The organism is Kouleothrix sp. 19917, from assembly GCF_057073505.1.
The window spans coordinates 4,230,413-4,256,106 of record NZ_CP097099.1; the positions used below are offsets into that span (position 1 = coordinate 4,230,413).

Consider the following 25,694-nt stretch of genomic DNA (forward strand, 5'->3'; position numbering starts at 1 on the left):
TTCTCCTTTTTAGAGCGCCAGCGCCTGCGCGCCAACAAACGCGCGATACTGCTCGGCGGCGGCGGCGCAGGATTCGCGCTGCGCCGGGCTGAGCGTGCCAAACGGCGCAAAGCTGATCTCCACGTCCTTCTTCCTGAATGTGCGCTTCCAGGTGCCCAGCACTTCGCCATCGATCACAATGATTGGGTTGAAAATGCCATTGCCGCCCGGCATCACCAAGTCCTTATGTGCTGGGTCGAGCGAGGCACTGCGGTCGCGGTAGGCCACCAGAAATTCGTCGAAGGGCGGCAGCAGAAAGGCCTGCGCCGGGTCGATCGTCACGTCCTGCACGTCGTGCGAGAAGAAATATTCCTGCCCGCCAATAGTCTCGCTCGCAAGCTCGCCGCCCACCGCACCCAAACCCTGCCGCACCTCAGCGGTCGTCAGCCCCGACCACCACATAAAATCCTTGATCGTGGCCGGGCCGTGGCTGCGGAAGTAGCGCAGCGTCAGCCGCGCCAGCGCTTCGTCTTTGGGCAGCGATTGCGCGCCCGGTGCGTACCGTTCGAGCAGCGCAAACGTCGGCTGTTTGCCCGCCCGCGACCCAAAGCACAGCAGCCCCTGCATGGAAAGCTGGCCGAGAATGTGCAGCCCGCGCGAGCCACTTGCCACGATGCCAACCTCCCCCAGCACGTCATACAATGCAGCGCGTGTTAGTTGCTCGTGTTTCTCAAGCGCCTTCGAAAGCGCTTTGGCGCTGGTCGCCAGCACCGCGTCATCGATTTCCAGCCCGCGCAGGCGGCTTTGCGTGCCACGAATCACGCGTGGCGCGAGCAGTTCGAGCATCCAGCGCGCATCTTCCGGCGCAACAAAATGGATCGTGCCGCGCATCGGCCAGGTGCGCACGATCTGGTGGGCCGCGATTGCCGCCTCGACATCCTGCTCGGTTGCGCCGGGCGTGCGCAGCGCCACCGCCCACAGCGCGCCCAGGAAATCCTGCGCCTGCACGGCACCCAGCCAGCGCACCACCTCGGCGGGCGTTTCGCCCACTGGGCGCGCAATCTGCTGGCTGACGAGGCGGCGGTGGGCAATTGCTTCTCGGCTCATCGAGGCTCCTCTTTATTTTTCTTGCTGGCCGCCACAGCCGTGGCGGCCAGCAAGAATTTATATATCTTTGGGAAGGCTCCGCCTACCCAAACCCCACCGCGCAATATGTGTAATGTAGCCATTCTAGCAGCAGTAGTGGACAGAAACGGTCCTCGTTGTTTGCGAGATTATTCGGCCTCCGCCGCGACGGACGCCTCAATTGCGGCAATCGCATGAGCAGTGTCGGTGGGGTGAAAATACCAGAGCGAACGCAGGCTGCTAGCCATGCCATGCAGGCAACCGCATAAGGCTTGCCGTATTATAGGGCGATCATAGGGGCTTGCAGATGCCAGCTGCCAACTGCAATAGGGCATTCAGCGCGTGTGCCGCTAGCCGCGCAGGGTGCGGAAGAAATCGCGCATGTCTTCGGCCAGCAGCGCGGGCTGCTCCATCGCAGCGAAATGCCCGCCACGCGGCATCTCGGTCCAGTGCTGCAGGTTCACGCGGCGGGCCACCCACTCGCGCGGCGGCGGGTTGATGTCTTTGGGGAATGACGCGAACGCGGCTGGCACGTCGGGCAGGCGCTCGAACGGCTGCATGCGATTTTCCTTGTAGGTGCGCATCGACGAGTTGATCGTCTCGGTCAGCCAGTAGATCATGATGTTAGTGAGCAGCTCGTCCGTGCTGACCGCGCCATCGAGCCGGCCGCCGTTGTCAGTCCAGGCATAAAATTTCTCGGCCAGCCAGGCCGCCAGCCCCGCCGGCGAGTCGTTCAGGGCGTAGGCCAGCGTTTGCGGCTTGGTCGATTGGATCATGAAGTAGCCGCCCTCGCGCATGCGCCACTCCTGATTGCGCTGCATATAGGCGCGCTCGGCGGCGCTGAGCGTGGCAGGGTCGGGCGCGCCGGCGTAGAAGCCGATGTAGGTCGGGTGCATGCCAATCAGCAGTTCGGGGCGCGTCGCCGCGAGGTGCTGCGAAACAATCGCGCCGAAATCGCCGCCGGCCGCGCCAAAGCGCCGGTAGCCCAGCACGTCGGTCATCAGCGTGGCAAGCATGCTCGCGGCGCGCTCGGTCGATGCGCCGGGCTGGCTCGGGCGGTCGGAAAAGCCATAGCCCGGCAGCGAAGGAATCACGACATCGAAGGAGTCGGCCGGGTCGCCGCCATGCGCGGCCGGGTCGGTCAGCGGGCCGATCAGCTTCACGATTTCGTAGAACGAGCCGGGCCAGCCGTGCGAAATCACGATTGGCGTGGGATTTGGGCCTTTGCCGCGCGCATGGATGAAGTGCATGCCAAGGCCGTCGATCTCGGCGCGAAAGTGCGGGATCTGGTTGAGCTTCGCTTCCTGCGCCCGCCAGTCGTAGCCGTGCTGCCAGTACTCCACCAGCTCGCGCATCACCGCGCGGTTTGCGCCATATTCCCACCCCGAATTTTCGATCTCGTCGGGCCAGCATGTGCGCGCCAGCCGCGCCTGCACGTCGTCGAGCGCCGCTTGCGGAATGGCGATGGTAAATGGTGTTGCTGCCATTGTTTCCTCCTGTTTTCCTGCTCATTTGCAGTGTAGCACCAGAAGCGGTTACAATTGGTCCGCTATTGTGCTGGTGGAGCAAAACGATGTACAACCCAACCACGCGGCTGCTGACCATTCTGGAGCTGCTGCAAACGCACGCCTCGCTCAGCGGCGACGCGCTGGCGCGCCGGCTGGAAGTCGAGCCGCGCAGTGTGCGGCGCTATATCACCATGCTGCAAGATATGGGCATGCCGATCGAGGCGGTGCGCGGGCCGGGCGGCGGCTACCAGTTGCGGCCGGGCTTCAAGCTGCCGCCGCTCTTGTTTTCCGAGGAAGAAGCGACCGCAATTGTGCTGGGCTTGCTCAGCACCTCGTGGCTGGCGCTTGGGCAGCCCACTGTGGCGGTGGAGGGCGCACTGGCGAAGGTGATGCGCGTGCTGCCAATGCGCGCGCGCGAGCGATTGAATGCCATGACCAACAATCTGGTGCTGTCGCCCAACGAGCGCGACAACACGCCACCCGCTGCGCGCCTGCTCGACCTGAGCGAGGCGATTCAGCAGCGCCGCCGCCTTGCGATCAGCTATCGCTCGCTGCAAGATGAAGTGACGGCGCGGGTGGTCGAGCCCTACGGACTGGCGGGCTGGTGGTCGCAGTGGTATCTTGTAGCGTACTGTTGCCTGCGCAAGGGCTTTCGCCTGTTTCGGCTGGATCGCATTGAGTCGCTGGAGCTGCGCGCCGACACCTTCACCCGCGCCGAGGATTTCGATGTCGCGGCCTATGTGCACGACAGCCTGGCGCGCACTGCGCCGCGCTGGCGCATCAAAATCCTGTTTCACGCGCCATTGCGTGCCCTGCGCGAGAAGATCCCGGCCAGCTATGGCACGCTCACCGAGCAGCCCGACGGCGTGCTGTTTGAAAGCGAGCACGGCGACCTGAGCGATGTGGTTCGCCTGCTGGTGACGCGCAATTTCCCGTTCGAGGCGCTGGAGCCGCCCGAGCTGCGCGCCGAGCTGCGGCGTCTTGCGGCTGAGCTGGTGCGCAGCGCCGGGGGCGAATATGTGGCCGATTCATAGCGCAGGAGTTAGGGAAGGGGGATCGGGACTGGTGAATACAATGCATCTCCCCTGATTTCTGCATGGCTTTTTTGATAATACAATAGGCACGACACTCGGGCCTCTCCATACCCCATCGCGCGATAGAACGCAGCCGCTTTTGGTCGTTCGTCGTTCGCCCGAAAAAGGAGCACCGCATGAAACAGCCGCCTGTGCGCTGGGCACCGCGCCTGCAACCGCAAAAGCTGCGCCGCCTGTACGAGCGCGACGCGCACGGGATTGTCGACGCCGAGCTGATTGACGATGTGGGCTACACGCTGTATGCGCGCTGCCGCAGCATTCTGCAGGTTGCTGACGCCATGCAGGGGCGCGTGCACTGCCCCGAGTGCGACACAATCATTACGCTCGGCGCGCCGCAGCCCGACGACCCTGTGCGCTGCCCGCAGTGCGGCTGGGAAACGACGTGGCATGCCTACGCAAGCACCTACCGCACGCAGGAGCTTGGCGCGGGCGGCGCGGCCGACATCTTCAGCGATTTTGTGCGCGATTGGGAGCAGGCCGGCGACCCACGCAGCCGCATGCTGCTGATCGACCAGCTCATTCACCGCTGGCACTGGGAAACTGCCAGCACGCCGCAGCCGTTTGGCCTGGGCCGGCCAACCGGGCTCAACCTGATTGAGGGGAACCGCGCGCAGGTGCTCGAATTGCTGGACACGCTGACCTATGGCACGGGCAGCACCGCCGACCCGGCCGCGCAGGCGGCATGGCGCGCCCGCCGCGAAGAGGTGCGCCAGCGCAGCCGGGGCGATGGCTAAACACAGGACGTGATAATCTGCAACAAAAGCCGCATACGGAAGCCACGGAGGACACGGAGGGCACTGAGTTTAGTATCATCCTCCTCTGTGATCTCTGTGGGCTCTGTGGCTCAATCGTATTGCATTCAGGCGGTGGGAGCCATCACCGACGCGTGCTCGGCGTAGGCTGCCTCGGTCAGCGCACGCACGGCGTCGCGCTCGGCTGGGCGCGCATCACGTATCACCAGAGCGGCGCTCATTTTTCCAGCACCTCGCGGCCATGCGGCGCGTCCCAGTCGCTGTGCGGCCCTTTCGGCACGATCCGCGAAGGGTTGAGCTTGTCGTGCGTCATGTAGTAGTGGCGCTTGATATGGTCGAAGTTCACGGTGTCGCCAAAGCCGGGGCGCTGGTAGAGGTCGCGCGCATAGGCCCACAGGTTCGGGTACTCGATCAGGCGGCGCAGGTTGCATTTGAAGTGACCGTGGTAGACCGCGTCGAAGCGCGCCAGCGTGGTGAACAGGCGGATGTCGGCTTCGGTGAGCTGCCCGCCGACCAGGTAGCGCTGCGTGGCGAGCCGCTCGTCCAGCCAATCGAGCCGGGCGAACAGCGCGTCGAACGCGGCTTCGTAGGCTTCCTGCGCGGTGGCGAATCCAGCTTTGTAGACGCCATTATTGACGTCGTGATAGACAAGTTTGTTCACCGCGTCGATCTCGTCGCGCAGCGCGGGCGGGTAGAGGTCGGGCGCGCCGGGGCGGTGGAAGGCGCTGAACTGCGTTTCGAAGTCGATGGTGATGTCGGGGTAGTTGTTGGTGACCAGCCGGCCGCGCACGCGATCCCACAGGCAGGGCACGGTGTAGCGCCCGGTGAACTCGGGGTCGGTGGCGAGGTAGGCTTCGGAAAGAAACGCGAAGCCGTTGATCGGGTCGGGGCTGTAGCCGGGGCCATCACGAAACGCCCAGCCGCGCTCGTCGCGGATCGGGTCGACCACCGACATGGAAATCACGTCTTCCAGCCCAAGCAGGCGCCGCACAATGATCGAGCGGTGCGCCCACGGGCAGGCCAGCGAGACGTACAGGTGGTAGCGGCCCGGCTCGGCCGGAAAGCCCGACGAGCCGTCGGCGGTGATGCGGTCGCGGATCGAATATTCCTGGCGAACGAACTCGCCGCGGGCGCTGGTTTCGGCCTGGAATTGTGGCGTGCTGACCATGGGCTGCCTTCCTGCTGGGGCGCGAATGCTGCGGGCATTCTACGTCGCGCAGCGGGAAGGCGCAACTGCGCTGAAAGCGCGCTACGCCTCGGCCTGCCATTCGGCCAGCGGGCGCACAGGCGCGTCGCCAGCGTCGGGGCCGGGCGCAAACAGCACGGTGATGCGCAGGTTAGTTGCCGGGGCTGCCAGCTTCACGCTGAGCTTGCTGATGCCTTTGGTGGGTTTCTGGGGCGCTTCGAGCTTTACTGGCTCAGCCACGAACTGCGCGCCGGCTGGCGAAAGAATGCGCGCGCTCAGGGTCGTGCCTTCAATGGTCAGCGTCGCGCGCTCGCCAGCGGCCTGCACCTCGGCGGCGGTGTGCATGGCCCAGGTGGGCGCAAGCGCGGATGTTCCGGTCACTTCATCCTGTAGGAGCACGCGCCGCCGTCGGTCGAACAGCATCACGCCGCGCCGCGCACGCTCCACACCATCCAGCTTGTAGGCTGCGGAAAGATCGGCCACGGCGAAGCCGCCGCCCGCCGCCGAGCCAAACGCCACCAGCGGCGCGACGGCGGTTTCGTCCTGGTTCGCGTTTTCGAACGCGAGCGTGTTGTGGCCCTCGGTGCGCAGGCGGTAGTAGCTCCAGCGGCGCGCGCCAAAATAGCCCGGCAGGGTATAGCCGTCGCGCCCGAGATCGAGCGCCCAGCGCTGGCCCTGCGCGTCGAGCACAAAGGTGCCCAGGTCGAGGTGCGCGTGCGACACGCGATTGTCGCCACCCTTGAAGGCGAGGTAGAGCGCGTTGGGGTCGTCCCACGCCGAGCGGAAAAAGGCCAGGTGCGCGCCGGTGAACTGGCGGTCGAGCGGCAGCTTGGCCAGGTCGGCGCCGCCCCCGTTGGCCTCGTACCAGAGCAGATCGCGGGCGGAAGGGTTGCGGGCAGCGGCGCGGCCAGCCGCCGCGAAGGCGGGCTGCCCATAGGCGCGGGCCAGCCAGAACAGCGCCGGGTCGTCGCCAACCTTTTCTTCGGAGTCGGCATAGTTGAAATACGCTTTCGTCGGCCCAACCACATGCAGGCGATAGTCGCCGGTTGCCGCCAGGCCGGGCGAGCTGCCCAGCCCCAGGTCGCTGCCGAGCGCGCTGTGCAGCGCGGCCAGGGCAACCGTGGTATAGCGCGTGGCGTAGCTCCAGTAGCTCGGGCCTTCGGCCCATGCGCCGTCGGGCGCGTAGGCGGCCAGCGAGTGCGGCAGGCTGTTGAGCGCGTGTTTCAGCACCGCGCCGGCCGGGTCGGGCTCTTCGTCGGCCACGGCCAGCGCGCCGCAAATCAGGCCGCCATTGCAGACGTTGTTCCAGTTCGAGGGCGAAGCGACCCAGTCGGCGTTATTCTCATACTCGCTCAGGCCCGGGCGCAAACCCTTTTCGACCAGCGCGCTGCGCAGGAGGGCACGGTCGGCGGGCGCGAGCGCATCGTAGAGCCAATCATAGCCAATCGCCACGGCGTGCGTCATTTCCGCAGTGTCGAGAAAGTGGCCGGGGCTCCAGTCGGGGAAATTAGCAACCGCGCGCAATTCGGCGATGGCGCGCTCGGCGTTGGCTTGCCCGCCGTCGAGGCGATACAGCAGCGCCAGCGCATACACCCGGTCGACCGTTTCGCGGCTAACGCCCAGCAGGTCATCGGCCTCGGCCAGCTCGTAGCGCGCGGGCGGCTGCGCATGCACGTCGGCGGCATCTTTCGCCAGCGCGTCTTTGTACTTGCGCAGGGTTTTATCGGTGGCGAAGAGCGACTGCACGCGCGCAATATCGTCGGGCAGGGCCAGCAGGCGCGGGTGGCTGGCGCGCAAATTCGCCAGCGGGTTGGCCGGCAGCGGGCTGGGCAGGGTGGTGGGCAGCGCGGGCGGGTCGGGCGGGCCAAACACGCGCGAAGAACTGCACGCCGCCAGAATTCCGCTTGCCAGCGCCATTCCGCCAGCGCGCAGCACACGCCGGCGGCTGAAGCCAGGGTATTTCACATTCGCTCCTTCCACACGCCCATATTGTAGCATCGCGCCTGGGCCGGCAACATGAACAATTGATGAATCATGCGCCAAACGCCCGGCCAGGAAGCGCGTGTTCTGGCATACATCCTGCATTTATAGCGAAGAGCAGATCAGTTGAGCCACAGAGCGCACAGAGGCCACTGAGTTTGGTTTTACCGCTCGGTGATCTCGGTGTTCTCCGTGGCTCAACCGTTTGGCCCTCGGCTTTAATGCTGCGCACCATGTCGCGAGGTTTGGGCTATCGGGAAGCATTCTGGGGAGGAAGGTCGTTGGAAGAACGTTTGGGGAAGCGCGAAGGGGATGCGCGTAAAAGCTCGCCACCCGCCCCGCTCAGCCGCCTGATCGGGCAAAGCCGCTATATCGTCCTGCTGGCGGTGCTGGCAGTGATCCTGGTCGCGCTCTCGCTGTTTGTGCTGGGCGCGCTGCAGGCCGTCACGGCGGTATGGCATGCGTGGGCGGCCTTGTTCGGCGCACAGCTCGATTCCACCAACCTGACGGTCGAGTTTCTTGAGATCGTCAGCGTCATGCTCAAGGCCGTCGTTTTTTACATCATCGGCCTGGGCCTGTACAGCCTGTTCATCACCCCGCTGAACCTGACAACGGCGCTGGGCGTGCAGACGCTCAACGATCTGGAAAGCAAGGTCGTCAGCGTGGTGATTGTGATCATGGCGGTCACGTTCCTTGAGCACTTCATCCGCTGGGAAAAACCTGAGGAGATTTTGTGGTACGCTGGCGCGCTGGCGCTGGTGGTGGTGCCAATGGTTGCGTTCCAGGTGCACAGCCACATGGTCAAGCGCGACGAGCAGCCGGTTGATGCCACTCAGCAGACGCGCGCGCAGGACGAGCTGTTCAATAAAGACCACGACGAGCAACGGGTTGATGGCGAAGAGCAGGCCGCGCCGGCGCGTTAGGACGGCATAGTTGGCTTTCATTTGCCTTTGCTGAGACGAAGGACGGAGGACGAGTGACCAATGAGGCTTCGTCATTCGTCCTTCGTCCTTCGTCGTTAATCAGAACCGGCAACGGATTTTCGAAAAACTGCACCAGCACTTGCCTTCCTGCCAAGTTGCGCTATCATCCCGCCAGATCATCGCCACGGGCAATTGCCCGAGTAACACATCCCAAGGAGCAATCTGTGGCACGTTTGGCGCGGCCGGCACGCTACCCGGCCTTGCAGCACCGCAACTTCTCGCTGATCTGGGGCGGTCTGCTGGTTTCGAACATGGGCACATGGATGCAGAACGTCGCCCAAAGCTGGCTAATCTACAAGCTCACCGGCAACAACCCGCTCTACCTGGGCTGGCTGGGCCTAAGCTTCGCCATCCCGATGGTGCTGTTTCCACCAATTGGCGGCGCAGTGGTGGATCGGGTTGACCGCATCAAGCTCCTGTACGTCACGCAAACGTGCTCGCTGCTGCTGGCCGCGCTGCTGGCGCTGCTCAGCTGGAGCGGCGCGATTCAGCCGGCGCATATTCTGGTCGCTTCGTTTGTTGGCGCGCTCCTGCTGGCCTTCGATAACCCCGCCCGCCAGTCGCTCATTCCCGAACTGGTGCCGCGTGAGCACCTGCTCAACGCCATCTCGCTCAACTCGGCCACCTACACCGGCGCGGCGCTGATCGGCCCGGCGCTGGCTGGCCTGCTGCTGGATGTGGTGGGCGCGGGCTGGCTGTTTATGCTCAACGCGCTGAGCTTTCTGGCGGTGATCGGCGCGCTGCTGGCCATGCGCAATCTGCCAGTGCGCCCGCGCCGCCCGGTTTCGCTGCGCGACGCCTTGTTTGGCGGCTTTGCCTACGCCGGGCGCGACCGCATTACGCTGCTGCTGCTGCTGCTTTCGGCGCTGGCGGCAGTGTTTGGGCGTTCGTACCAGCAGCTGCTGCCGATCTTTGCCGACGACATCTGGCGCGTGGGTTCGGGCGGCTATGGCGTGCTGCTTGGCGCGGGCGGCGCGGGCGCGCTGGCGGGGGCGTTTGCGATGGCCTCGGTGCGCCAGCTCGACCGCTACGGGCGCGGGATGATCATTAGCGGAATAGCGTTTTGCGCGCTGCTGACGGCCTTTGCGCTGTGCCCATTCTTCCCGCTGGGCGTGGTGCTGCTGGTGCTGGTCGGCATCGCCTCGACGGTCTTCACCACGCTGATCGCCACGGTCATTCAACTGCGCGTGCCGGGTGAGCTGCGCGGCCGGGTGATGAGCCTGTACGCCATTACGCTAATTGGCCTGCCTTCGCTGGGCGCGCTTGGCGTGGCGGCCGTAGCAAATGGGCTGGCCGCACCCGCACCAGCTGGTTGGGCGCGCGCACTGCTGGCCCTGCTGGGCGCGCTCGGCGTCGACGCGCTCACGGCCGAGCTGGGCAACGCGGCCGGCGCCCCGCGCGCGATTGTTGCGGGCGTGCTCGTGCTTGTGCTGGTGCTGGCGGCGGTGACGCCGCGACTGTTTGCGCGCCGCACCTCGGAAGAAGCGCCCGTGGCAGCAGAATAAGGAGTTTGCTATGCAATTGCGCAATGGTACATCGGCCAGGAGCATTCGCAGCCGGGCGAGCTACCGCAGCATTTTGAGCATCGGGAGCACGCACAGCATTTTGAGTATCGGCAGCGCGGGCAGCATTCTCAGCATTGGCAGCGCCGGCAGCATTCTCAGCATTGGCAGCGCAGGAAGCATTTTGTCGGTGCTGAGTGCGGGTAGCATTCTGGCGGTGCTGAGCGCCGGACGGATTCTGGGCAAAGGCCGAAAATAGCGTCTTTGGCGCAGGGGTTTGGGGAATAGTCGGAGTCGTCTCAGCCTACAGGCCTTGCTTGACAAAGATAAGAACGAGAACCGGCCAGACGCAATCGCACTGGCCGGTTCTCTTAGTCTGGGCGTATCGCATACGCCCTTCGCTTAGTCTGGGCGTATCGCATACGCCCTTCGCTTAGTCTGGGCCTATCGCATACGCCCTTTAGTCTGGGCGTATCGCATACGCCCTTCGCTTAGTCTGGGCGTATCGCATACGCCCTTCGCTTAGTCTGGGCCTATCGCATACGCCCTTTAGTCTGGGCGTATCGCATACCGCAGCTCAAGATTTGACGCGCTGCACGCCAAACTCGGCGCGCGCCGCGCCCGTGTCGTAATCGGGCAGGTGCTGCCCGACCAGCGCGAACACCTCTTCGATCAGCGCATGCAGCTGCGCCACGCTTGCTTCGGGCGCGGCGCGCAGGAGGCTGCGCAACCGCTCCGCCAGCGCGGGCGGGGCGATGGCCATGCGCGCAATCTCCCAGTCCAGCCACTTGTGGTAGGGGTGTGGCAGGTACAGCTCATTCAGCGCGTGGAGCACGTCCATGATGCGCTGGCTCCCGTCGTGTAAGTTACGGTGCAGCAAGAGGGCGTTGTCGCGCGCGGCCAGCATTTCCAGCTCCATGCGCGGCTTGAACCACAGGTGCTCGGCCAGCATGGCGTGCTGGAGCGCGGCAGGATAGTGCTCGGCCTGCGCGCGCCAGTGTTCGATCAGCGCCGGGTTGGCGAGCGGCTGGCCGTGCTGCAGCGCCGTGATGCGGATCTGCTTCTCGACCTCCATGTCGGCGCGCTCGACCACATCGGCAATCCACTGGTCGAGCGTGGAAACCAGAAACTGGCTGGTGTCGACCTTCACGCCCGCGATGTAGAAGCCATCGGCCCACTCGTAGTCGTCGACATGCTGGTACAGCAAATCCCAGCCGTTCGCCAGAATTGGCGCCATGCGGTCGGCCTCGCTGGGCGGCTGGTGCCAGTAGACATCGATCTCGATATCGGAAAAACGGTCGGCGGTGCCGCGCGCAACCGAGCCGGCCAGCAGCACAGCCGCGACCTTTGGGTTCGCAGCGTAGGCGGGCGCAATTTGCTCGGCCAGCTGCCGCCGGCGCGAAACTTCATCCATGATTATGCTCCTTTCACAACAATAGACGCTTCGGGCGCGGCGTCGGCTTCTTCATGGAACCACAGCTGCCGCAACTCCTCGCTGGTGGCAAGCAGCTCGTCAAGCGTGCCGCGCGCCTCGATCCGCCCTTCCTTCAGCACAATGATCTGGTCGGCGCGGCGCAGCGCAGCGCGGCGGTGCGAGACGGCGAGGATGGTGGGCAGTTGGCGGTCGGCAGTGGGCAGTGCGCCATTCTCTCCCTGCTGACTGCTGGCTGCTGACTGCTGACTGCTCAACCGTTCCCACAATGTCTTTTCCGTCTCGACATCCAGCGCGCTCGACAGGTCGTCGAACACCAGCAGCGCGGGCTGGCGCACAAACATGCGCGCGGCGGCGCTGCGCTGCACCTGCCCGCCCGAAAGGCGCACGCCGCGCGGCCCCACCACTGTGTCAAGGCCGTGTTCGAGCTGCGGCAAATCGGCTTCAAGCACGCTGGCGTGGAGCGCGCCTTCGAGCGCGGTGGGGGTGGCCGGCGCGCCCAGCAGAATGTTTTCGCGCAAGGTCTCGCTGAACAGGCGCGGCGTCTGCGGGGTATAGGCGCAGCGCGGCGGCACCATCCACGCAGCCACGTCGGCGACGGGCGCACCATCCCACAGCAGCGCGCCAGCATCGGCGGGCAGCAAGCCCAGCAGCGCGCGCAGCAAAGTGCTTTTGCCCGCGCCAATGCGCCCGGTCACCACGGTGAACGAGCCGGGCGGCAGCGCCATGTCGATCTCCGCGATGCCATTCGTGCTGCCGGGGTAGCGGTAGCTCAGCCCATGCGCGGCAAGCGTGGGGGTTGGGAGTTGGGAATTGAACCGCAGAGGCGCAGAGGGCGCAGAGTTTATTCCTGTTTCCCATTCTGTTCTGTCGCCTGTCTCGCGTCTCGCGTCTCGCGTTTTCTGCCGCTGACCCTCGGCATCGCCCACCGGCAGCGGCTGCACCAACGCCTCCGGCGGCTCGTCGGGCAGCAGCTCGGTCAGGCGGCGAATCGCGACCGCCTGCTGATTGTAATCGCCAATAAAGCCGCCAATCGTGGACGGCAGGCGCGTGGTGAACCACATATAGTACACAAACAGCGCGAAATCGCCCACGCTGAAGCTGCCCGCCGCCAGCGCGCGCCCGGCCAGCAGCAGCACCACGCCAATGCCCACGGTGCCGGCCACATCGGCAAAGGTGAAGAAAATGCCATACAGCATATGCACGCGCAGCGCCGCCCGCCCGCGTGTGGCGTTCAGGGCGTCGTAGTGGCCCAGCACGGCCTCTTCCGCGCCAGCAACCTTGACCGCCTGCACCGCGCCGAACAGCTCACCGACAAAGCCCGTGACATGATCGACGGCGGCGCGCTCGGCTTCCTGCGCACGCATAAACCGCGCCCACACCAGCCGAATCACCCACACCAGGCTGAACAGCGGCACGAAAATGATGAGCGTGATCAGCAGGTTGATGCGCGCCATGATAATCACGGCCAGCGCAAAGGCCAGGCCCTCGCCCACTACCTGTGGCAGCCAGGTCGGGAAATCGGACACCTCGCCAACGTCGTCGCGGTAGCGGCTAATTGCCTCGCCGGTGGAGACGGGCATGGGCAGCGCGCCGGGGCGGCGCAGCAGCGCGGCCAGCATGTTGTGGCGCAGCCAGCCGCCCACGCGGTAGCGAAAGGTCACATCGCCCCAGATCGCCACGAATGAGCTGGCCAGCCGCGCCAGCCCAACCGTCACATACAGCGCGATCAGCGTCCACAGGCCAACCGTGGCCGGTTCCGCGCCAGAAAGTGTATCGAACACCGTTTTTTCGATCAGGCCCAGCGCCACCGGCAAGCCGAGGAACAGCGCCTGGAACAGGCAGTGGATGGCGAACACCAGCGGCTCGCGCCGCATCAGCGCGCCGTTGAACGGCCAGATTTTAAGCCCTTCGCGTTGGGCGTTCGGTTCAATCATGAATGACCTCCGTGGCGATTATTGACGAACGACGAATGACGGCCAGATATTCACCGCAAAGGACGCAAAGAGCGCAAAGGATTTGGAAACAGATGACCGACCACCTACGAAAACTTGCGTCCTGAGTAGCGCGCAGCGCGTATCGAAGGGCGGCGGTTTTACAACCTGCCAACCTGCAACAGGCGTATGCAATACGCCCCGCCCGGCAATCAAGAACGGGCGTATCGCATACGCCCGCACCGCATACGCCCGCACCGCATACGCCCGCACCGCATACGCCCGCACCGCATACGCCCGCACCGCATACGCCCGCACCGCATACGCCCGCACCGCATACGCCCGCACCGCATACGCCCGCACCGCAACTCTTCCTCACGCCAGCACCTCCTCCATGCCGGTGCGCAGCAGCCCGGCGAAGCGTGAATCGGCGTCGGCGGCGAGCGCGGCGCGCGGGCCATGCTCGGCCACGCGCCCGCCGTCGAGGATCATGATCTCGTCGGCGCGCTGCACCGTGCCCAGGCGGTGCGCGATCACAATCGCGGTGCGGCCTTGCAGCAGGCGGCCAATTGCGCGCTCCAGCAGGCGCTCGGTGGCGGGGTCGAGCCGCGACGACGCTTCGTCGAGGATGACCAGCCCGGGGTCGCGCAGAAACACGCGCGCAAAGGCCAGCAATTGCGCCTCGCCGGCCGAAAGGCCCAGGCCGCCCGCGCCAATGCGGGTGTCGAGGCCGGCGGGCAGCGCGGCGGCCCACTCGCGCAGGCCCAGCTCGCCCAGTGCGCGCTCGATCCGCGCGTCGTCAATCGTGCGGTCGAACAAGGTCAGGTTGTCGCGAATGCTGGCGGCGAACAGCTGCACATCCTGCGTCACCATGCCCACCCGCGCGCGCAGATCGGCCAGCGCCAGCTCGCGCAGGTCGCTGCCGCCGAGCAGCACGCGCCCAAGCTGCGGGTCGTACAAGCGGAACAGCAGGCGCGTCAGCGTGGTTTTGCCGCTGCCGGTGCGGCCAAGCAGGCCCAGAATGCGCCCGGCCGGCAGCTCGAATGTGATGTCCGAGAGCACAGCGTTCGACGAATGACCAACGACGGTGGACGAATCGCTTTCTCCTTCGTCGTTCGTCGTTGGTCCTTCGTCGTCGTAGGCAAAGGTCACGCGCTCGAAGGCGACGTGGAGCGCGCCAGCTGGCAGCGCAGCGCGCACGCGCTCGGTCACGCGCGGCTGGAGCGCGAACAGCTCGCCAATCCGGCCCATGCCCGCGCTGGCCTGCTGCAGCTCCTGCGCCTGCCCGCGAATATTTTCGATCGGCGAGGACAGCATGCCAATGTAGTACACGATCACAAACGCGCCGCCCAGGCTGACGCTGCCCTGTGTGTACAGGTAGGCGCCCAGCGCCAGACCCAGGCCGTAGCCCAGCACAAACAGGAAATTCGTGATCACAAAGGCGATGTTGCTGGCCAGGCGCGCGGCCCGGTTGCTCAGCATCGCCCGGTGCATCAGCGCGTCGAGCTGGCCGAGCGTGTAGGCTTCCGCGCCGCTGGAACGAATGTCTTCGGTGCCCGCCAGGCGCTCTTCCAGAAAACCGAACAGCTCGGCGTCGGCCTGGCGATACGCGGCCCAGCGGCTGGTGCCAAGTGCCTGCAGACGGCCCAGCCCAAAGAAGGCCAGCAGCGTGTAGATGGTGAGCGCCAGCCCGGCCCGCCAGTCTTCGCGGAACAGCAGCGCCAGAATGCCCACGATCAGAATGAGATTGCCGACCAGCCACACGACGAACTGCGCGAAAAACTCGCTCAGCGTGGTCACATCGCCGTCGATACGCTCGATCAGTTCGCCGGGGGTGTGGCGCTTGTGGAAGCTCATGTCGAGGCGCAGGCAGTGGCGCGCCAGGTCGCGGCGCAGGGCGTTGGTCGCCACCCAGCCGGTTTGTTCGCCCACATAAAGCGCGCCCTGAAGCGCGGCGCGCTGCGTTAGCCCGGCCGCGATGAACACAAGCCCCGCCAGCGCCAGCGTGCCGCCGCCCGCCGTCTGCGCGGAGTCGATGAAAAAGCGAATGATCTGCGGGTTCAGCAGTTCCAGCGCGATGCTGGTGAACAGCAAGAGCGCCAGCAGGCCGACGCGGCGGCGCTGCGGGCCAAGATAGGTCGCGAGAAGATTCCGATATGGGTTCAGTGAGCTAAGCATATGGCTCCTTTTCAGAAACAAAAAACACCACGGGCGTACCCGTGGCGGCGTGGTGCGGCCAGGCAGGCACATATGGGGCCGCCTGGGCAACAAAAAACCAGGCGGCGCACTGCGCCCCTGGCGGGAACAGGCTCTGAAATGCTTTCTACACTTTCTACACAATGCACGCGCCACCAGCACATAGCTGGCGCGCGGCGCACCTGCAGGAAAGCATGCTCGGCGGGCTGGCGCGCAAAAGCTGCGGCGCAGCGCCGAGAGATCAGAGCAAGGCTTTAGTTATGGGGCGCACTCAAACGCGGATCGCACCACCGTTCTGGCGATTCGACCCGAACAAATTGTTGAGTGGTGTTGTCATGGTGCGCGCCTCCTGTGTGTGTTTGTGTTTTCCTGAGGCTACCACGCGGGGAAGGGCGGGTCAAGTCGGTCTTTCGCCCGATATAGAGCAGGAGTCAGGAGCCAGGAGCCAGGAGTCAGGAGTCAGGAGTCAGGAGCCAGGAGTCAGTATATTTTCGCGTTCCGAAGCTTTCGTACAGTGTGAATACTGACTTCTGAATCTTGACTCCTGACTTCTCGTAAACGACGTAGAAACGGCTGCCCAATTGCTTGGGCAGCCGTGAGGAGAATATGGGGTGCGGCTGAGGCCGTGCATCAGCGCGGTGCGGCGCGCTGGGAACGACTACCGCTGTCGTTCCTGTATTTCACTTGTGCTCGTTGTTTCGAGGTGATGCTATTGTGCCATGCAAAAATGAGCCTGGCATTAGTTCGCCGTGAGCGGAGCGTTAAGATTGGCCAGCGGCACTCTGCGCAAAAAAAACGGCTGCCCGCAGGCAGCCGTGAAAGAGAAGGTTGGCGGCGTATGGAGGTGAAGGATGTGCTAGCTTCACGTCGTGCGGGGCAACCGCCGGTATTGTTCCTGCACGCGCATCGTCAAGCACTGGGACGATTGAGCTACCTGTATTGTTGCATAGCGAAATGAACGGCACTTGAATAGCGCGTGAGAGCAGAATGAACGTTTTGCGAACCACACGGGCCGCCAAACGTGCCAGAGACCGCTCCAATGCCGAAAGAAGGTGCTACAATGCCGCTGCGTTTTTTGTCACAATAAGGAGAGCGGCGGTGGACTACCAGCAGGCAATCGATTACCTTTACTCATTCCCCGACAGCGAGTCGCGGCTGCCACGCACGCCGGCCGAGTTTAATTTGCCGCAGACGGCCGCGCTCTTGCGCGCTTTCGGCGAGCCGCAGAAAGAACTGCGCTGCGTGGTGGTGGCCGGAACCAAAGGCAAAGGCTCGACCTCGGTGTTTCTGGAAGCGATTGCGCGCGCGGGCGGCCTGCGCACCGGCCTGTGGACCTCGCCGCACCTGCATTCCTACCGCGAGCGCATCCAGGTGAGCCGTCAGCCAATCAGCCAGGCCAATTTCATTGCCGCGATTGAGCGCCTGCCGGGCGTGCTGGAAGGCTACAACCGCGCCGAGTTTGGCGAGCCGACCATCTTCCAGCTTGGTTTCGCGCTGGCGCTGCGCTACTTCGCAGATCAGAAAGTTGATCTGGCGATCTTGGAAGTCGGGCTGGGCGGGCGCTACGACAGCGCCAATGTCGTCACGCCGATGCTGTCGATCATTACTTCGATCAGCTACGACCATATGGCGATTCTGGGCGACACGCTCACCAAAATTGCCACCGAGAAGGCCGGCATCATCAAGCCCGATGTACCCGCCATCACCATCGCGCAGGACCCCGAGGCGATGAATGTGATCGTGCGCACGGCTGCGCGGGTGGGCGCGCCGCTGTATGTTGCGGCTGCGGGCGACCACGCGCTGGTGCTCGATGGCGTGCTGCCGGCCGGCGCGGCGCTGCCCACGCAGTTCGACCCATACGAGCGCTACTCCGGCCCAACGAAAACCGCTCTGCGCGGCAGCTTCCAACGCGAAAACGCCCGGCTCGCTACCGGCGCGGCGCTGCTGCTGCGCGACGCCGGCCTGCCGCTTGGCGACGACGCGATTGCGGCCGGGCTGGCCGGCGCGCAGTGGCCGGGGCGCATGGAAGTGGTGGAAGGCGCGCCGCCAATCGTGCTGGATGGCGCGCACAACGGCGACTCGGCCGCCAAGCTGCTGGCCTCGCTGGAAGCGGCATACCCTGGCCGGCCAATCGTTTTTGTGCTGGGCGTGTCGCAGGGCCACAGCGCCGACCATATTCTCGAAACGCTGCTGCCCCGCGCCCGCGCCGCGGTGCTGACGCAATCCACGCACCCACGCGCGATGGACACGGCGGCGCTGGCCGAACTGGCCCGCCCGCTCCTGCCGCCCGGCGCGCCACTGGATGTGGCGTTCACCCCAACTGAGGCGCTGGCGCGCGCCCGCGAACTGGCCGGTGCTGATGGATTAGTGTGCGTCACCGGCTCGCTGTTTGTGGTGGCCGGCGCGCGCGAGGCGCTGCATATTCCGCTGGAAAAGGATTAGCACGTGCGCGTGAACGCGCAGGGGATTGGGAAAAATTTTATCCACAGATTACGCAGATTACACAGATATGAGGTCGTGCATCTGCGTAATCTGCGTAATCTGTGGACAGATATATTGGCTCTGGCTCAGTGCGATCTATCGCCTAGCTGGCCGTTAGGCCTCGTTCAAAGCGCGCCACACCGCCTCTGAGCGAATGGGTGCCTCGGTGATGCGCGCGCCGACTGCTGCCCGCACCGCGTTGGCAAGCGCCGCCGCGCCCGCCGTGATTGGTGGTTCGCCAATGCCGCGCGCGCCAAACGGCCCGTTCGGCGATGGGTTCTCAATCAGAATGGCCTCGACGTTAGGCACCGTGTCGATCTTCGGCAGGTCGTAGTCCATAAAGCTGCCGGTCAGCAGCTGGCCGTACTCGTCGTAGATCATCGCTTCGTGCAGGCCCCAGCCCACGCCCTGAATCACGCCGCCGTGGATCTGCCCCTCCACCATCATCGGGTTGAGCGCGAAGCCCACATCCTGCACGGCCACGTAGTCCAGCGGCGTCACCTGCCCGGTGCTGCGATCCACGCGCACGCGCGCCAGGTGCACCACAAAGCCGGCGGTGCCGCTTTCCACCGCCGCAGTGCCTTCGCCCACAATCGGGCCAGCGCCACCCGATTTGCTTTCGGAAACCTCGACCAGGTCGCCAATCGGCATGGCGCTGGCGGGCACGCCCTTGACCTGCACCTTGCCGTCGGCAATTTCCAGGTCGTCCACCGCCGCCTCAAGCTGGTCGGAGGCGAGTTCAATCAGTTTGCGGCGCACCTCGCGGGCGGCATTCGCCACTGCGCCCGAGACGCTGTAGGTCGTCTGGCTGCCGCCGCTCGGCCCGGCGAACGGGCCGGATTGCGTGTCGCCCTGAATGAGCTCGACGCTATCGGGCGAAACGCCGATGATCTCGGCAGCTACCAGCACCAGGCTGCTGTTCACGCCCGAAATATCGACCGAGCCGACATGCACGCGAATGGTGCCGTCGGTGTCGGCGCGGCACACCGCTGCGGCCGGCGTTGAGCCAACCGGCCAGCCGCCCACCGCAATGCCAATGCCCTCGGCCACGCCATTGCTCGCGCCATTGCCGTTCGCGCGGCCCTGCCACAGCGGGTGCTCGCGCACGCGCTCCAGGCACTGCCGCAGGCCGATATTCGGCCACTTGCCGTTGTTGCCCATCGCGTCGCCGCTTTCCACCGCATTCTGCATGCGGAACTCCAGCGGGTCGAGGCCCAGCTCCAGCGCCATCTCGTCCATGTTCGACTCAATCGCGAAGGTGGCCGAAGGTGCGCCGGGCGCGCGGTAGGCACCAGCCTGCGGCTTGTTCGTGAAGACCTCGTAGCAGTCGATCTGCACGTTCTCGCACTTGTAGTAGCCGCCCAGCAGAATGCCCAGAATGCCGCCGACAGTGAAGGGAAACACGCCGTTGTCGAGCATCACGCGCGCCTGGATGGCGGTGAGCGTGCCGTCGCGCGTTGCGCCCGTTTTCAGCTCGATGATCGTGGCAGGGGCGGGCGTGGTGGTCAGGAAATCTTCCGAGCGCGTGAGCACCATGCGCACCGGCCGGCCCGACTGAAGCGCGGCCGCGCCGGCCAGCGCCTCGATGATGCCATACTTCGCGCCAAAGCCGCCGCCCACCGTCATCGGCACCACGCGCACCTTGCGCTTGGGCAGGCCAACAATGCGCGCAACCTCGTCGCGCACGCTGAACTGGCCCTGCGTGCTGACATACATCGTCAGGCCATCGCTCAGCGGCGTGGGCTCGGCCAGCACCGCGCATGGCTCCAGGTAGCTCTGGTGCACGATTGGCGTGCGGTAGGTGCGCTCGAACACCACGTCGGCGACGGCCAGCGCGGCAGCGGCGTCGCCACGCGAAAAGTGGTTTTCGGCATGGACGTTGGAAGGCGTGCGCTCTTGTTCCTCGGTGCCTTTATCCACCTGCGCGTGCGCGGCGGTCATGTCCACGCCTTCTTTTGGCAGGCCATTCGGCCAGATCAGCGGCGCACCCGCGGCGGCGGCCTGCTCCATATCGACCACCGGGTCGAGCGGGGTGTAGTTCACCTCCACGAGGTCGGCCGCGTCGCGGGCAATTGCTTCGCTTTCGGCCAGCACCACCGCCACCGGCTGCCCGCGAAAGAAGACCTTGCCACGCGCCAGCACTGCGCTGTGGCGCGAATTAATTGCGCGGTTGCGCGTCGGCAGGTCGTCGGCAGTGTATACGGCCACGACACCGGGCAGTTGCGCGGCTGCGCTGGTGTCGATCGACTCAATGTCGGCGTGCGCATATGGGCTCAGGATCGGGCGGGCATGCACCATGCCAGGGAGCTTGAGATCCGACACATAGCGCGCGCTGCCGGTCAGTTTTTCCAGGCCGTCGATTGCTTTGCGGCCCTTGCCAAGGTACTGGTAGTTCGCCATACCCTCTCTTTTCTTGTCTCGCTACGGGATACCCGCTATTGTACCCGATACCAGCTTCGGCTGCATGGCAATCATTTCGGATGATGTGCAAAATATTGTAAACCTTTTGTTAACTTGAAAGTGGGCGCAGGTATGAGTATAATGCAGAAGATAATCAGCTATACGTTTAAGCGGGGAAGCACTTTCTGGCAACCATGTCGTCCGCGGCTGGTGCTTTTGTTTATTTTTGTTGGCACTTGTTCAGTTCCTGAGCTTCCCCGCCTTCGCGTCACACAGCACCAGTGTAGGTCTGCGCGCCGGCCCAAAGCCGGCCACCATGCAGCGCCTGCTGAGTAGTTGTGTGCTGCGCGAGGAGTTGTTGCATGGCCACGCAGCGCCACACCACCACGGGCAGCACCCGCTGGGCGTTGCTTGTGGGTGTGCTGTTTCTCGCAATACAATCGGCAGTGCTGCCCCCCACAACCTTGCTGGCCATGCCCGCCCGCCCCGATGTCGCTGCGCCCGATCCCGCCCCCGACAGCATTGCTGTCACCACCACGTCCGACGCTGCCGACGGCAACACGGCGTCGTTTGCTGCGCTGCTGAGCCAGCCCGGCGCGGATGGCGCGGTTTCGCTGCGCGAGGCGCTGCTTGCCAGCGTCACAATGACTACGCCAGCCGCGCTCACAATCACCTTCGATATTCCGGCCAGCGGCGCGGGCTACAGCAGCGCGCAAAACACCTGGACAATCACGCTTGGCATCCAGGCGCTGCCGACCCTGGCGCGCGGCCATGTCACGATTGACGGCACCAGCCAGCCCGGCCCGGCCACGCGCCCGCGCATTGTGCTCGACGGCGCGGGTGTGTACGAGGCACCCGGGTTCAGCAATGGCTTTACAATCACCTCGGGGCATAACACCATTCGCGGCCTGACACTGATGAATTTTTACGACGACGGCGTGCTGCTGGATGGGCCGAGCGCCGCGTTCAACCGCATCGCCGGCTGCTCGATTGGCGTGGGGCCAACTGGCAGCGCCGCGCCAAGCGCAAATTACTTTGGCGTCGAAATCCGCAATGGCGCGCACGACAACATCATCGGCGGTGCCGGCGCGAGTGAGCGCAACCTGATCGGCGGCGCGGAGCACTCGGGCCTGCTGATTAGCGGCGCGGCGACAAGCGGCAACATTGTGGCGGGCAACTGGATCGGCGTCGACGGGAGCGGGCAAGCCGCGCTGCGCAACAAGGTCGCGGGCGTGGTGCTGAGCGATGGCGCACAGGCGAACACCATTGGCGGCGCGGGCCAGGGCAATGTTATTTCTGGCAATGATATTGGCATCTACCTCGACAGTGCTGCTGGCAACCAGATCAGCGGCAACATCATCGGGCTGGCCGCCGACGGCAAAACCCGGCTGGGCAACAGCACTGGCGGCATTTTCGCTATCAATGCCGCGCAGAACAACCAGATCGGCGGCACGACGCCCGCGCTGCGCAACGTCATCTCGGGCAATGGCGCGCCCGGCACAACCTTCGGCCAGGGCATCTATATTTCCGACACCAACAGCGCGGCGAATGTCATTCTTGGCAACTATATCGGCACCGACAGCAGCGGCATTGCGCCGGCCGGCAACTACCGCCAGGGCATCCTGATTGCGGCTGGTGCGCAGAATAACCAGATCGGCGGCACAGCGGCGGGCGCGGGCAATGTGATCGCCTATAACGGCCTGGGCGGCATCCGCATCGATTCGGCCTATAACCGCGTGCAGGGCAACCTTGTGGGCGTGGGCGCCGACGGCCGAACGCGCATTGGCAACCAATCGAATGGTCTGCGCATTGGCGGCAACAACAACACCGTCGGCCCGAATAATATTATTTCGAACAACCAGCACTCGGGCCTGCTGCTGCTCGGCAGCTACACCACCGTGCAAGGCAATACCTTTGAGCAGAATGGCCGCTCAGGCATCTGCGTGGCCGGGCCGAACACCACCCTCGAGGCCAACGCCGTCCGTGGCAACGGCACCGCCAGCGGCCCCTGGCCCGAGTGTTCCATTCGCGGCGGCATTGTCATCACCGAGACGAACAACACGCTGGTGACTAATAACACCATCACCGGCAATGCCGATGCGGGCATAACCGTGTATGGCGGGCAGTCGAACAGTCTGCTCGGCAACAGCATCAGCGGCAACCCCGGGCTGGGCATTCGGCTGCTGAGCGGCGGCAACAATAATGTGAACGCGCCATTGCTGCGCAGCACCGCCAACGACACCCTGCGCGGCCAAAGCTGCGCCGCCTGCCGCGTCGAGGTCTTTACCGACACAAACAACCAGGGCCGCGATTTTGTGGGCGCAACCGTGGCGGGCAGCGACGGCAGCTTTACGCTCGCGCTCGACCCCGAAAAGCTCAGCGGCCCGCGCCTGACGGCAACCCAGACCGACTCGCTTGGCAACACGTCCCCATTTGCCGCCGCCGTCGCTGCGCCAAAGCCTGCCCCACCACCACCACCGGCCACAAGCTGGCTGTACCTGCCCGTCGCCCGGCGCTAGGCGCAGACAGCAGTTCGCAGTTGGCAGGAAGCAGACGGCAGGAACATTTTCCGCTCCACAACGCGCTCTCGCTGGCACATACCAGGTCAGTTGTTCTGCAAATCGCTATGCGCTTGCTGGAACGAGCTTCAGCGACAGCGCACAAGTGGCAGCTGCGGTACAATCCGTTCAGGTGTGATTCCATATCGGCGTGAATAGGTACGGTTTACGCACTACGCACTACACAGCCAAATACAAGTGCATGGTGTGTAATCAGCGAACCCGGTATACAGTCAAAACAAGCCCATGCCACAATCGCCAAAAACTCGCCCGCCCGCGCTGCGCCACGCCTACCAAGAACACGGCGCGCAGGGCTACTACGAGCGCTATGGCGCCGAGTATCGCAACCCGCACGAGCCGATCGTCGCGGCGCTGCTGGCGCAGGCGGTTGCGCACTGGCAGCCGCCACTCGGGCGCGTGCTCGACCTTGCGTGCGGCAGCGGCGAGGCCACCCTGGCGCTGCGGGCGCTTGGCGCAGGCCAGATCGAGGGCATCGACCCCTACACGCATGCCGCCTACCTGGCGCGCACCGGCCAGCCCGCCGAGCGCCTGAGCTTCGAGCAGATTGCGGGCGGCGCACTGGCTGGCCGAGGCTACGACACAATTGTGTGCAGCTTTGCGCTGCATCTCGCGCCGCTTTCGCGCCTGCCCGCGCTGGCTATTCAGCTGAGCCTGCTGGCCGGCACGCTGCTGGTGCTCACGCCACACAAGCGGCCAGAGATCCGCGCCGCCTGGGGCTGGGTGCTGGAAGGCGAGCTGCTGCACGAGCGCGTGCGCGCGCGTTGCTATCGCAGCGGCGCAGAACTGAGCAGTTAGCAGTGGGCAGTGGGCAGCTACCTGCAACCGCACGCGGGTTTAGGGTCTGGGGTTTTGGGATTGGGCCTGCAACACGCTTCGCGTTCTTTGCGCTCTTTGCGGTGCGATATCTCGTCGTCAATCGTCAATCGCCAATCGTAAATCGTTCGGGGGTTTACCGCATGGCCCAGCGCAGCTTTGAGCAATCGATCACTATCGCCGCCGCGCCCGCGCAGGTCGCGCCCTTCTTCGCCAGCTACGATCAGCACACCGCGCTGCACCCGCTGATCGTCGCCATCCGCCCGATTGCGGTGCGGCCGGCCGCGCCCGACGCGCAGTGGTACGCGATCACCGACCGCATGCAGCTTGGGCCGCTGCGCTTCCGCTTCACCTACACCGCCGCGCTGCGCGACGCCGACAACGGCACGTTTATTTCCGACGCCTTTCAGTTCCCGCGTGTGCACCTCCATAATGTCACGCGCTGCCAGCCCGCAGGCAGCGGCACCCATGTCCACGAACAGATCACCATCGACGCGCCGCGCCTGCTGATCGGCTATGTGTACCAGCAGGCCTTCGCCGCGCACCGCGAGCTGCTGTCACGCCTTAAACAGCACGTCGAAGCGGCGCAGGGTGCTGGCATGGTATAATCTCGGCCGGCGGATCAACGAATTACGGACGGATGGCCATGCCCAAAACCTGGCGCGACTACAACTACTTTCTGCTCACCTGCGTGATCGTGCTCACCGGCTTCAGCCTGGCGATGATCTATACCACCACGCTCACCAACTCCAGCACACACGGCTACTTCGCGCGCCACCTCGTCAACCTGATCGTTGGCGCAGTGGCAATGGTGCTGCTCACCACGCTCGACTACCACGCGCTGCAGGCATGGTCGCGCCCGCTCTATCTGGGCGCAATCGCCATTCTCGCCGTCGTGATGGTGCTCGGCCACACGCGTGGCGGCGCGCAAAGCTGGCTCGAACTGCGCACGCGCACCTTTCAGCCTTCCGAGCCGGCCAAGCTCGCCATCATCATCGCGCTGGCCGCCTACTGGGAGCGCTTTTCGAAAATTGGCGGCGACTGGCGCGTGCAGCTTGGCGGCCTGATCCTCGCCGGAATCCCAATGGGCCTGGTGTTTATTCAGCCCGACTTCGGCACCGCGCTGGTGTTTGCCACGATCTGGATTATGATGGCGTGGACGGCTGGCATGCGCTGGTGGCAGATCCTGCTGATCGCGTTGGCCGCTGCGCCACTGGCCTACTATGGCTGGACGCATGTGCTGGAGACGTATCAGAAAAACCGCATCCTGATCTTCATCGACCCGCTCAAATACGACCCCAAGCTCGAAAATGGCGCGTGGAACATCCTCCAGTCGCTGAATGCGATCGGCTCGGGCGGCGTCACCGGGCAGGGCTGGACGCACGGCCCGCTCACGCAGGGCAACTACATCCCGGTGCAATATTCCGACTTCATTTTTGCGGCGGCTGGCGAAGAGCTGGGCTTTATTGGAACCACCATTCTGGTGCTGTTCGAAGGCCTGCTGATCTGGCAGGCGCTTTCGGTGGCCAGCGCCGCGCGCGACATGCTGGGGCGGCTGATTGCGGTGGGCATCGCCGCAATGTTTATGTGCCATCTGCTCGTCAACGCCGGCATGAACCTGAGCATCATGCCGATCACCGGCATTCCGCTGCCGTTCATCTCCTACGGCGGCAGCTTCAACATGACCGCGCTCGCTGCGGTTGGGCTGCTGCAAAGCGTGGCCCTGCGCCGCCGCCGAATCGTGTTCTAG

Annotated in this window: 18 protein-coding genes; 10 read left to right on the top strand and 8 right to left on the bottom strand. The window is 64.8% G+C overall.

Going from position 1 to position 25,694, the window contains the following annotated elements; translation table 11 throughout:
* Nucleotides 1-9 precede the first annotated feature (9 nt).
* A complete protein-coding gene (locus M1P90_RS17305; RefSeq protein WP_483704449.1) occupies nt 10-1,086 on the bottom strand; it encodes a winged helix DNA-binding domain-containing protein in 1,077 nt (358 codons plus the stop codon).
* A gap of 368 nt (nt 1,087-1,454) precedes the next feature.
* On the bottom strand, nt 1,455-2,591 hold the full coding sequence (locus M1P90_RS17310) for an epoxide hydrolase family protein (protein WP_483704451.1): 1,137 nt from the start codon (nt 2,589-2,591) through the stop codon (nt 1,455-1,457).
* 86 nt (nt 2,592-2,677) lie between these two features.
* Here M1P90_RS17310 and M1P90_RS17315 point away from each other — a divergent pair, with 86 nt between their 5' ends.
* Together M1P90_RS17315 and M1P90_RS17320 are read left to right on the top strand one after the other, a co-directional pair.
* Nucleotides 2,678-3,646 (top strand): helix-turn-helix transcriptional regulator, encoded by a 969-nt coding sequence (locus tag M1P90_RS17315; RefSeq protein WP_483704453.1) that lies wholly within the window; start codon nt 2,678-2,680, stop codon nt 3,644-3,646.
* A 176-nt stretch (nt 3,647-3,822) separates the two neighbouring features.
* A complete protein-coding gene (locus tag M1P90_RS17320) occupies nt 3,823-4,440 on the top strand; it encodes a hypothetical protein (protein ID WP_483704455.1) in 618 nt (205 codons plus the stop codon).
* 235 nt (nt 4,441-4,675) lie between these two features.
* On the opposite strand, the gene M1P90_RS17325 is transcribed toward M1P90_RS17320, so the two are convergent.
* Both M1P90_RS17325 and M1P90_RS17330 read right to left on the bottom strand, forming a co-directional pair.
* Nucleotides 4,676-5,626: a glutathione S-transferase family protein gene (locus M1P90_RS17325; RefSeq protein WP_483704457.1), complete on the bottom strand. Its 951-nt coding sequence runs from the start codon at nt 5,624-5,626 to the stop codon at nt 4,676-4,678.
* Nucleotides 5,627-5,707: 81 nt separating this feature from the next.
* Nucleotides 5,708-7,609, bottom strand: coding sequence for a heparinase II/III domain-containing protein (locus M1P90_RS17330; RefSeq protein WP_483704459.1), 1,902 nt, complete (start codon nt 7,607-7,609; stop codon nt 5,708-5,710).
* 296 nt (nt 7,610-7,905) lie between these two features.
* Here M1P90_RS17330 and M1P90_RS17335 point away from each other — a divergent pair, with 296 nt between their 5' ends.
* The 3 genes from M1P90_RS17335 (at nt 7,906) to M1P90_RS17345 (ending at nt 10,368) form a co-directional block, all read left to right on the top strand.
* Nucleotides 7,906-8,547, top strand: a complete 642-nt coding sequence (locus M1P90_RS17335) for a YqhA family protein (RefSeq protein WP_483704461.1) — start codon at nt 7,906-7,908, stop codon at nt 8,545-8,547.
* Nucleotides 8,548-8,771: 224 nt separating this feature from the next.
* The gene (locus M1P90_RS17340) at nt 8,772-10,112 is read left to right on the top strand and encodes an MFS transporter (RefSeq protein ID WP_483704463.1); all 1,341 of its coding nucleotides are present in this window, start codon (nt 8,772-8,774) and stop codon (nt 10,110-10,112) included.
* A gap of 10 nt (nt 10,113-10,122) precedes the next feature.
* Nucleotides 10,123-10,368, top strand: coding sequence for a hypothetical protein (locus tag M1P90_RS17345; protein ID WP_483704465.1), 246 nt, complete (start codon nt 10,123-10,125; stop codon nt 10,366-10,368).
* Between the two features lie 318 nt (nt 10,369-10,686).
* Here M1P90_RS17345 and M1P90_RS17350 read toward each other — a convergent pair whose 3' ends face one another.
* From M1P90_RS17350 to M1P90_RS17360, 3 genes are all read right to left on the bottom strand, one after another.
* Nucleotides 10,687-11,523: a DUF4037 domain-containing protein gene (locus tag M1P90_RS17350; RefSeq protein WP_483704467.1), complete on the bottom strand. Its 837-nt coding sequence runs from the start codon at nt 11,521-11,523 to the stop codon at nt 10,687-10,689.
* Nucleotides 11,524-11,525: 2 nt separating this feature from the next.
* Entirely contained in the window at nt 11,526-13,478 is a 1,953-nt protein-coding gene (locus M1P90_RS17355) for an ABC transporter ATP-binding protein (protein WP_483704469.1), read from the bottom strand.
* Nucleotides 13,479-13,850: 372 nt separating this feature from the next.
* Nucleotides 13,851-15,653 carry an ABC transporter ATP-binding protein gene (locus tag M1P90_RS17360; RefSeq protein WP_483704471.1) on the bottom strand — a complete coding sequence of 601 codons (1,803 nt, stop codon included), beginning with the start codon at nt 15,651-15,653 and terminating at the stop codon, nt 13,851-13,853.
* A gap of 1,116 nt (nt 15,654-16,769) precedes the next feature.
* Here M1P90_RS17360 and M1P90_RS17365 point away from each other — a divergent pair.
* Nucleotides 16,770-18,113, top strand: coding sequence for a bifunctional folylpolyglutamate synthase/dihydrofolate synthase (locus tag M1P90_RS17365; protein WP_483704473.1), 1,344 nt, complete (start codon nt 16,770-16,772; stop codon nt 18,111-18,113).
* 153 nt (nt 18,114-18,266) lie between these two features.
* Here the strand turns inward: M1P90_RS17365 and M1P90_RS17370 are convergent, their stop codons facing one another.
* Nucleotides 18,267-20,552 (bottom strand): xanthine dehydrogenase family protein molybdopterin-binding subunit, encoded by a 2,286-nt coding sequence (locus M1P90_RS17370; RefSeq protein WP_483704475.1) that lies wholly within the window; start codon nt 20,550-20,552, stop codon nt 18,267-18,269.
* Nucleotides 20,553-20,914: 362 nt separating this feature from the next.
* Here M1P90_RS17370 and M1P90_RS17375 point away from each other — a divergent pair, with 362 nt between their 5' ends.
* The 4 genes from M1P90_RS17375 (at nt 20,915) to rodA (ending at nt 25,694) form a co-directional block, all read left to right on the top strand.
* On the top strand, nt 20,915-23,071 hold the full coding sequence (locus tag M1P90_RS17375; RefSeq protein ID WP_483704477.1) for a right-handed parallel beta-helix repeat-containing protein: 2,157 nt from the start codon (nt 20,915-20,917) through the stop codon (nt 23,069-23,071).
* Nucleotides 23,072-23,356: 285 nt separating this feature from the next.
* Nucleotides 23,357-23,926, top strand: a complete 570-nt coding sequence (locus M1P90_RS17380; protein ID WP_483704479.1) for a class I SAM-dependent methyltransferase — start codon at nt 23,357-23,359, stop codon at nt 23,924-23,926.
* Between the two features lie 161 nt (nt 23,927-24,087).
* A complete protein-coding gene (locus M1P90_RS17385) occupies nt 24,088-24,552 on the top strand; it encodes an SRPBCC family protein (RefSeq protein ID WP_483704481.1) in 465 nt (154 codons plus the stop codon).
* 38 nt (nt 24,553-24,590) lie between these two features.
* A complete protein-coding gene (gene rodA, locus M1P90_RS17390; protein ID WP_483704483.1) occupies nt 24,591-25,694 on the top strand; it encodes a rod shape-determining protein RodA in 1,104 nt (367 codons plus the stop codon).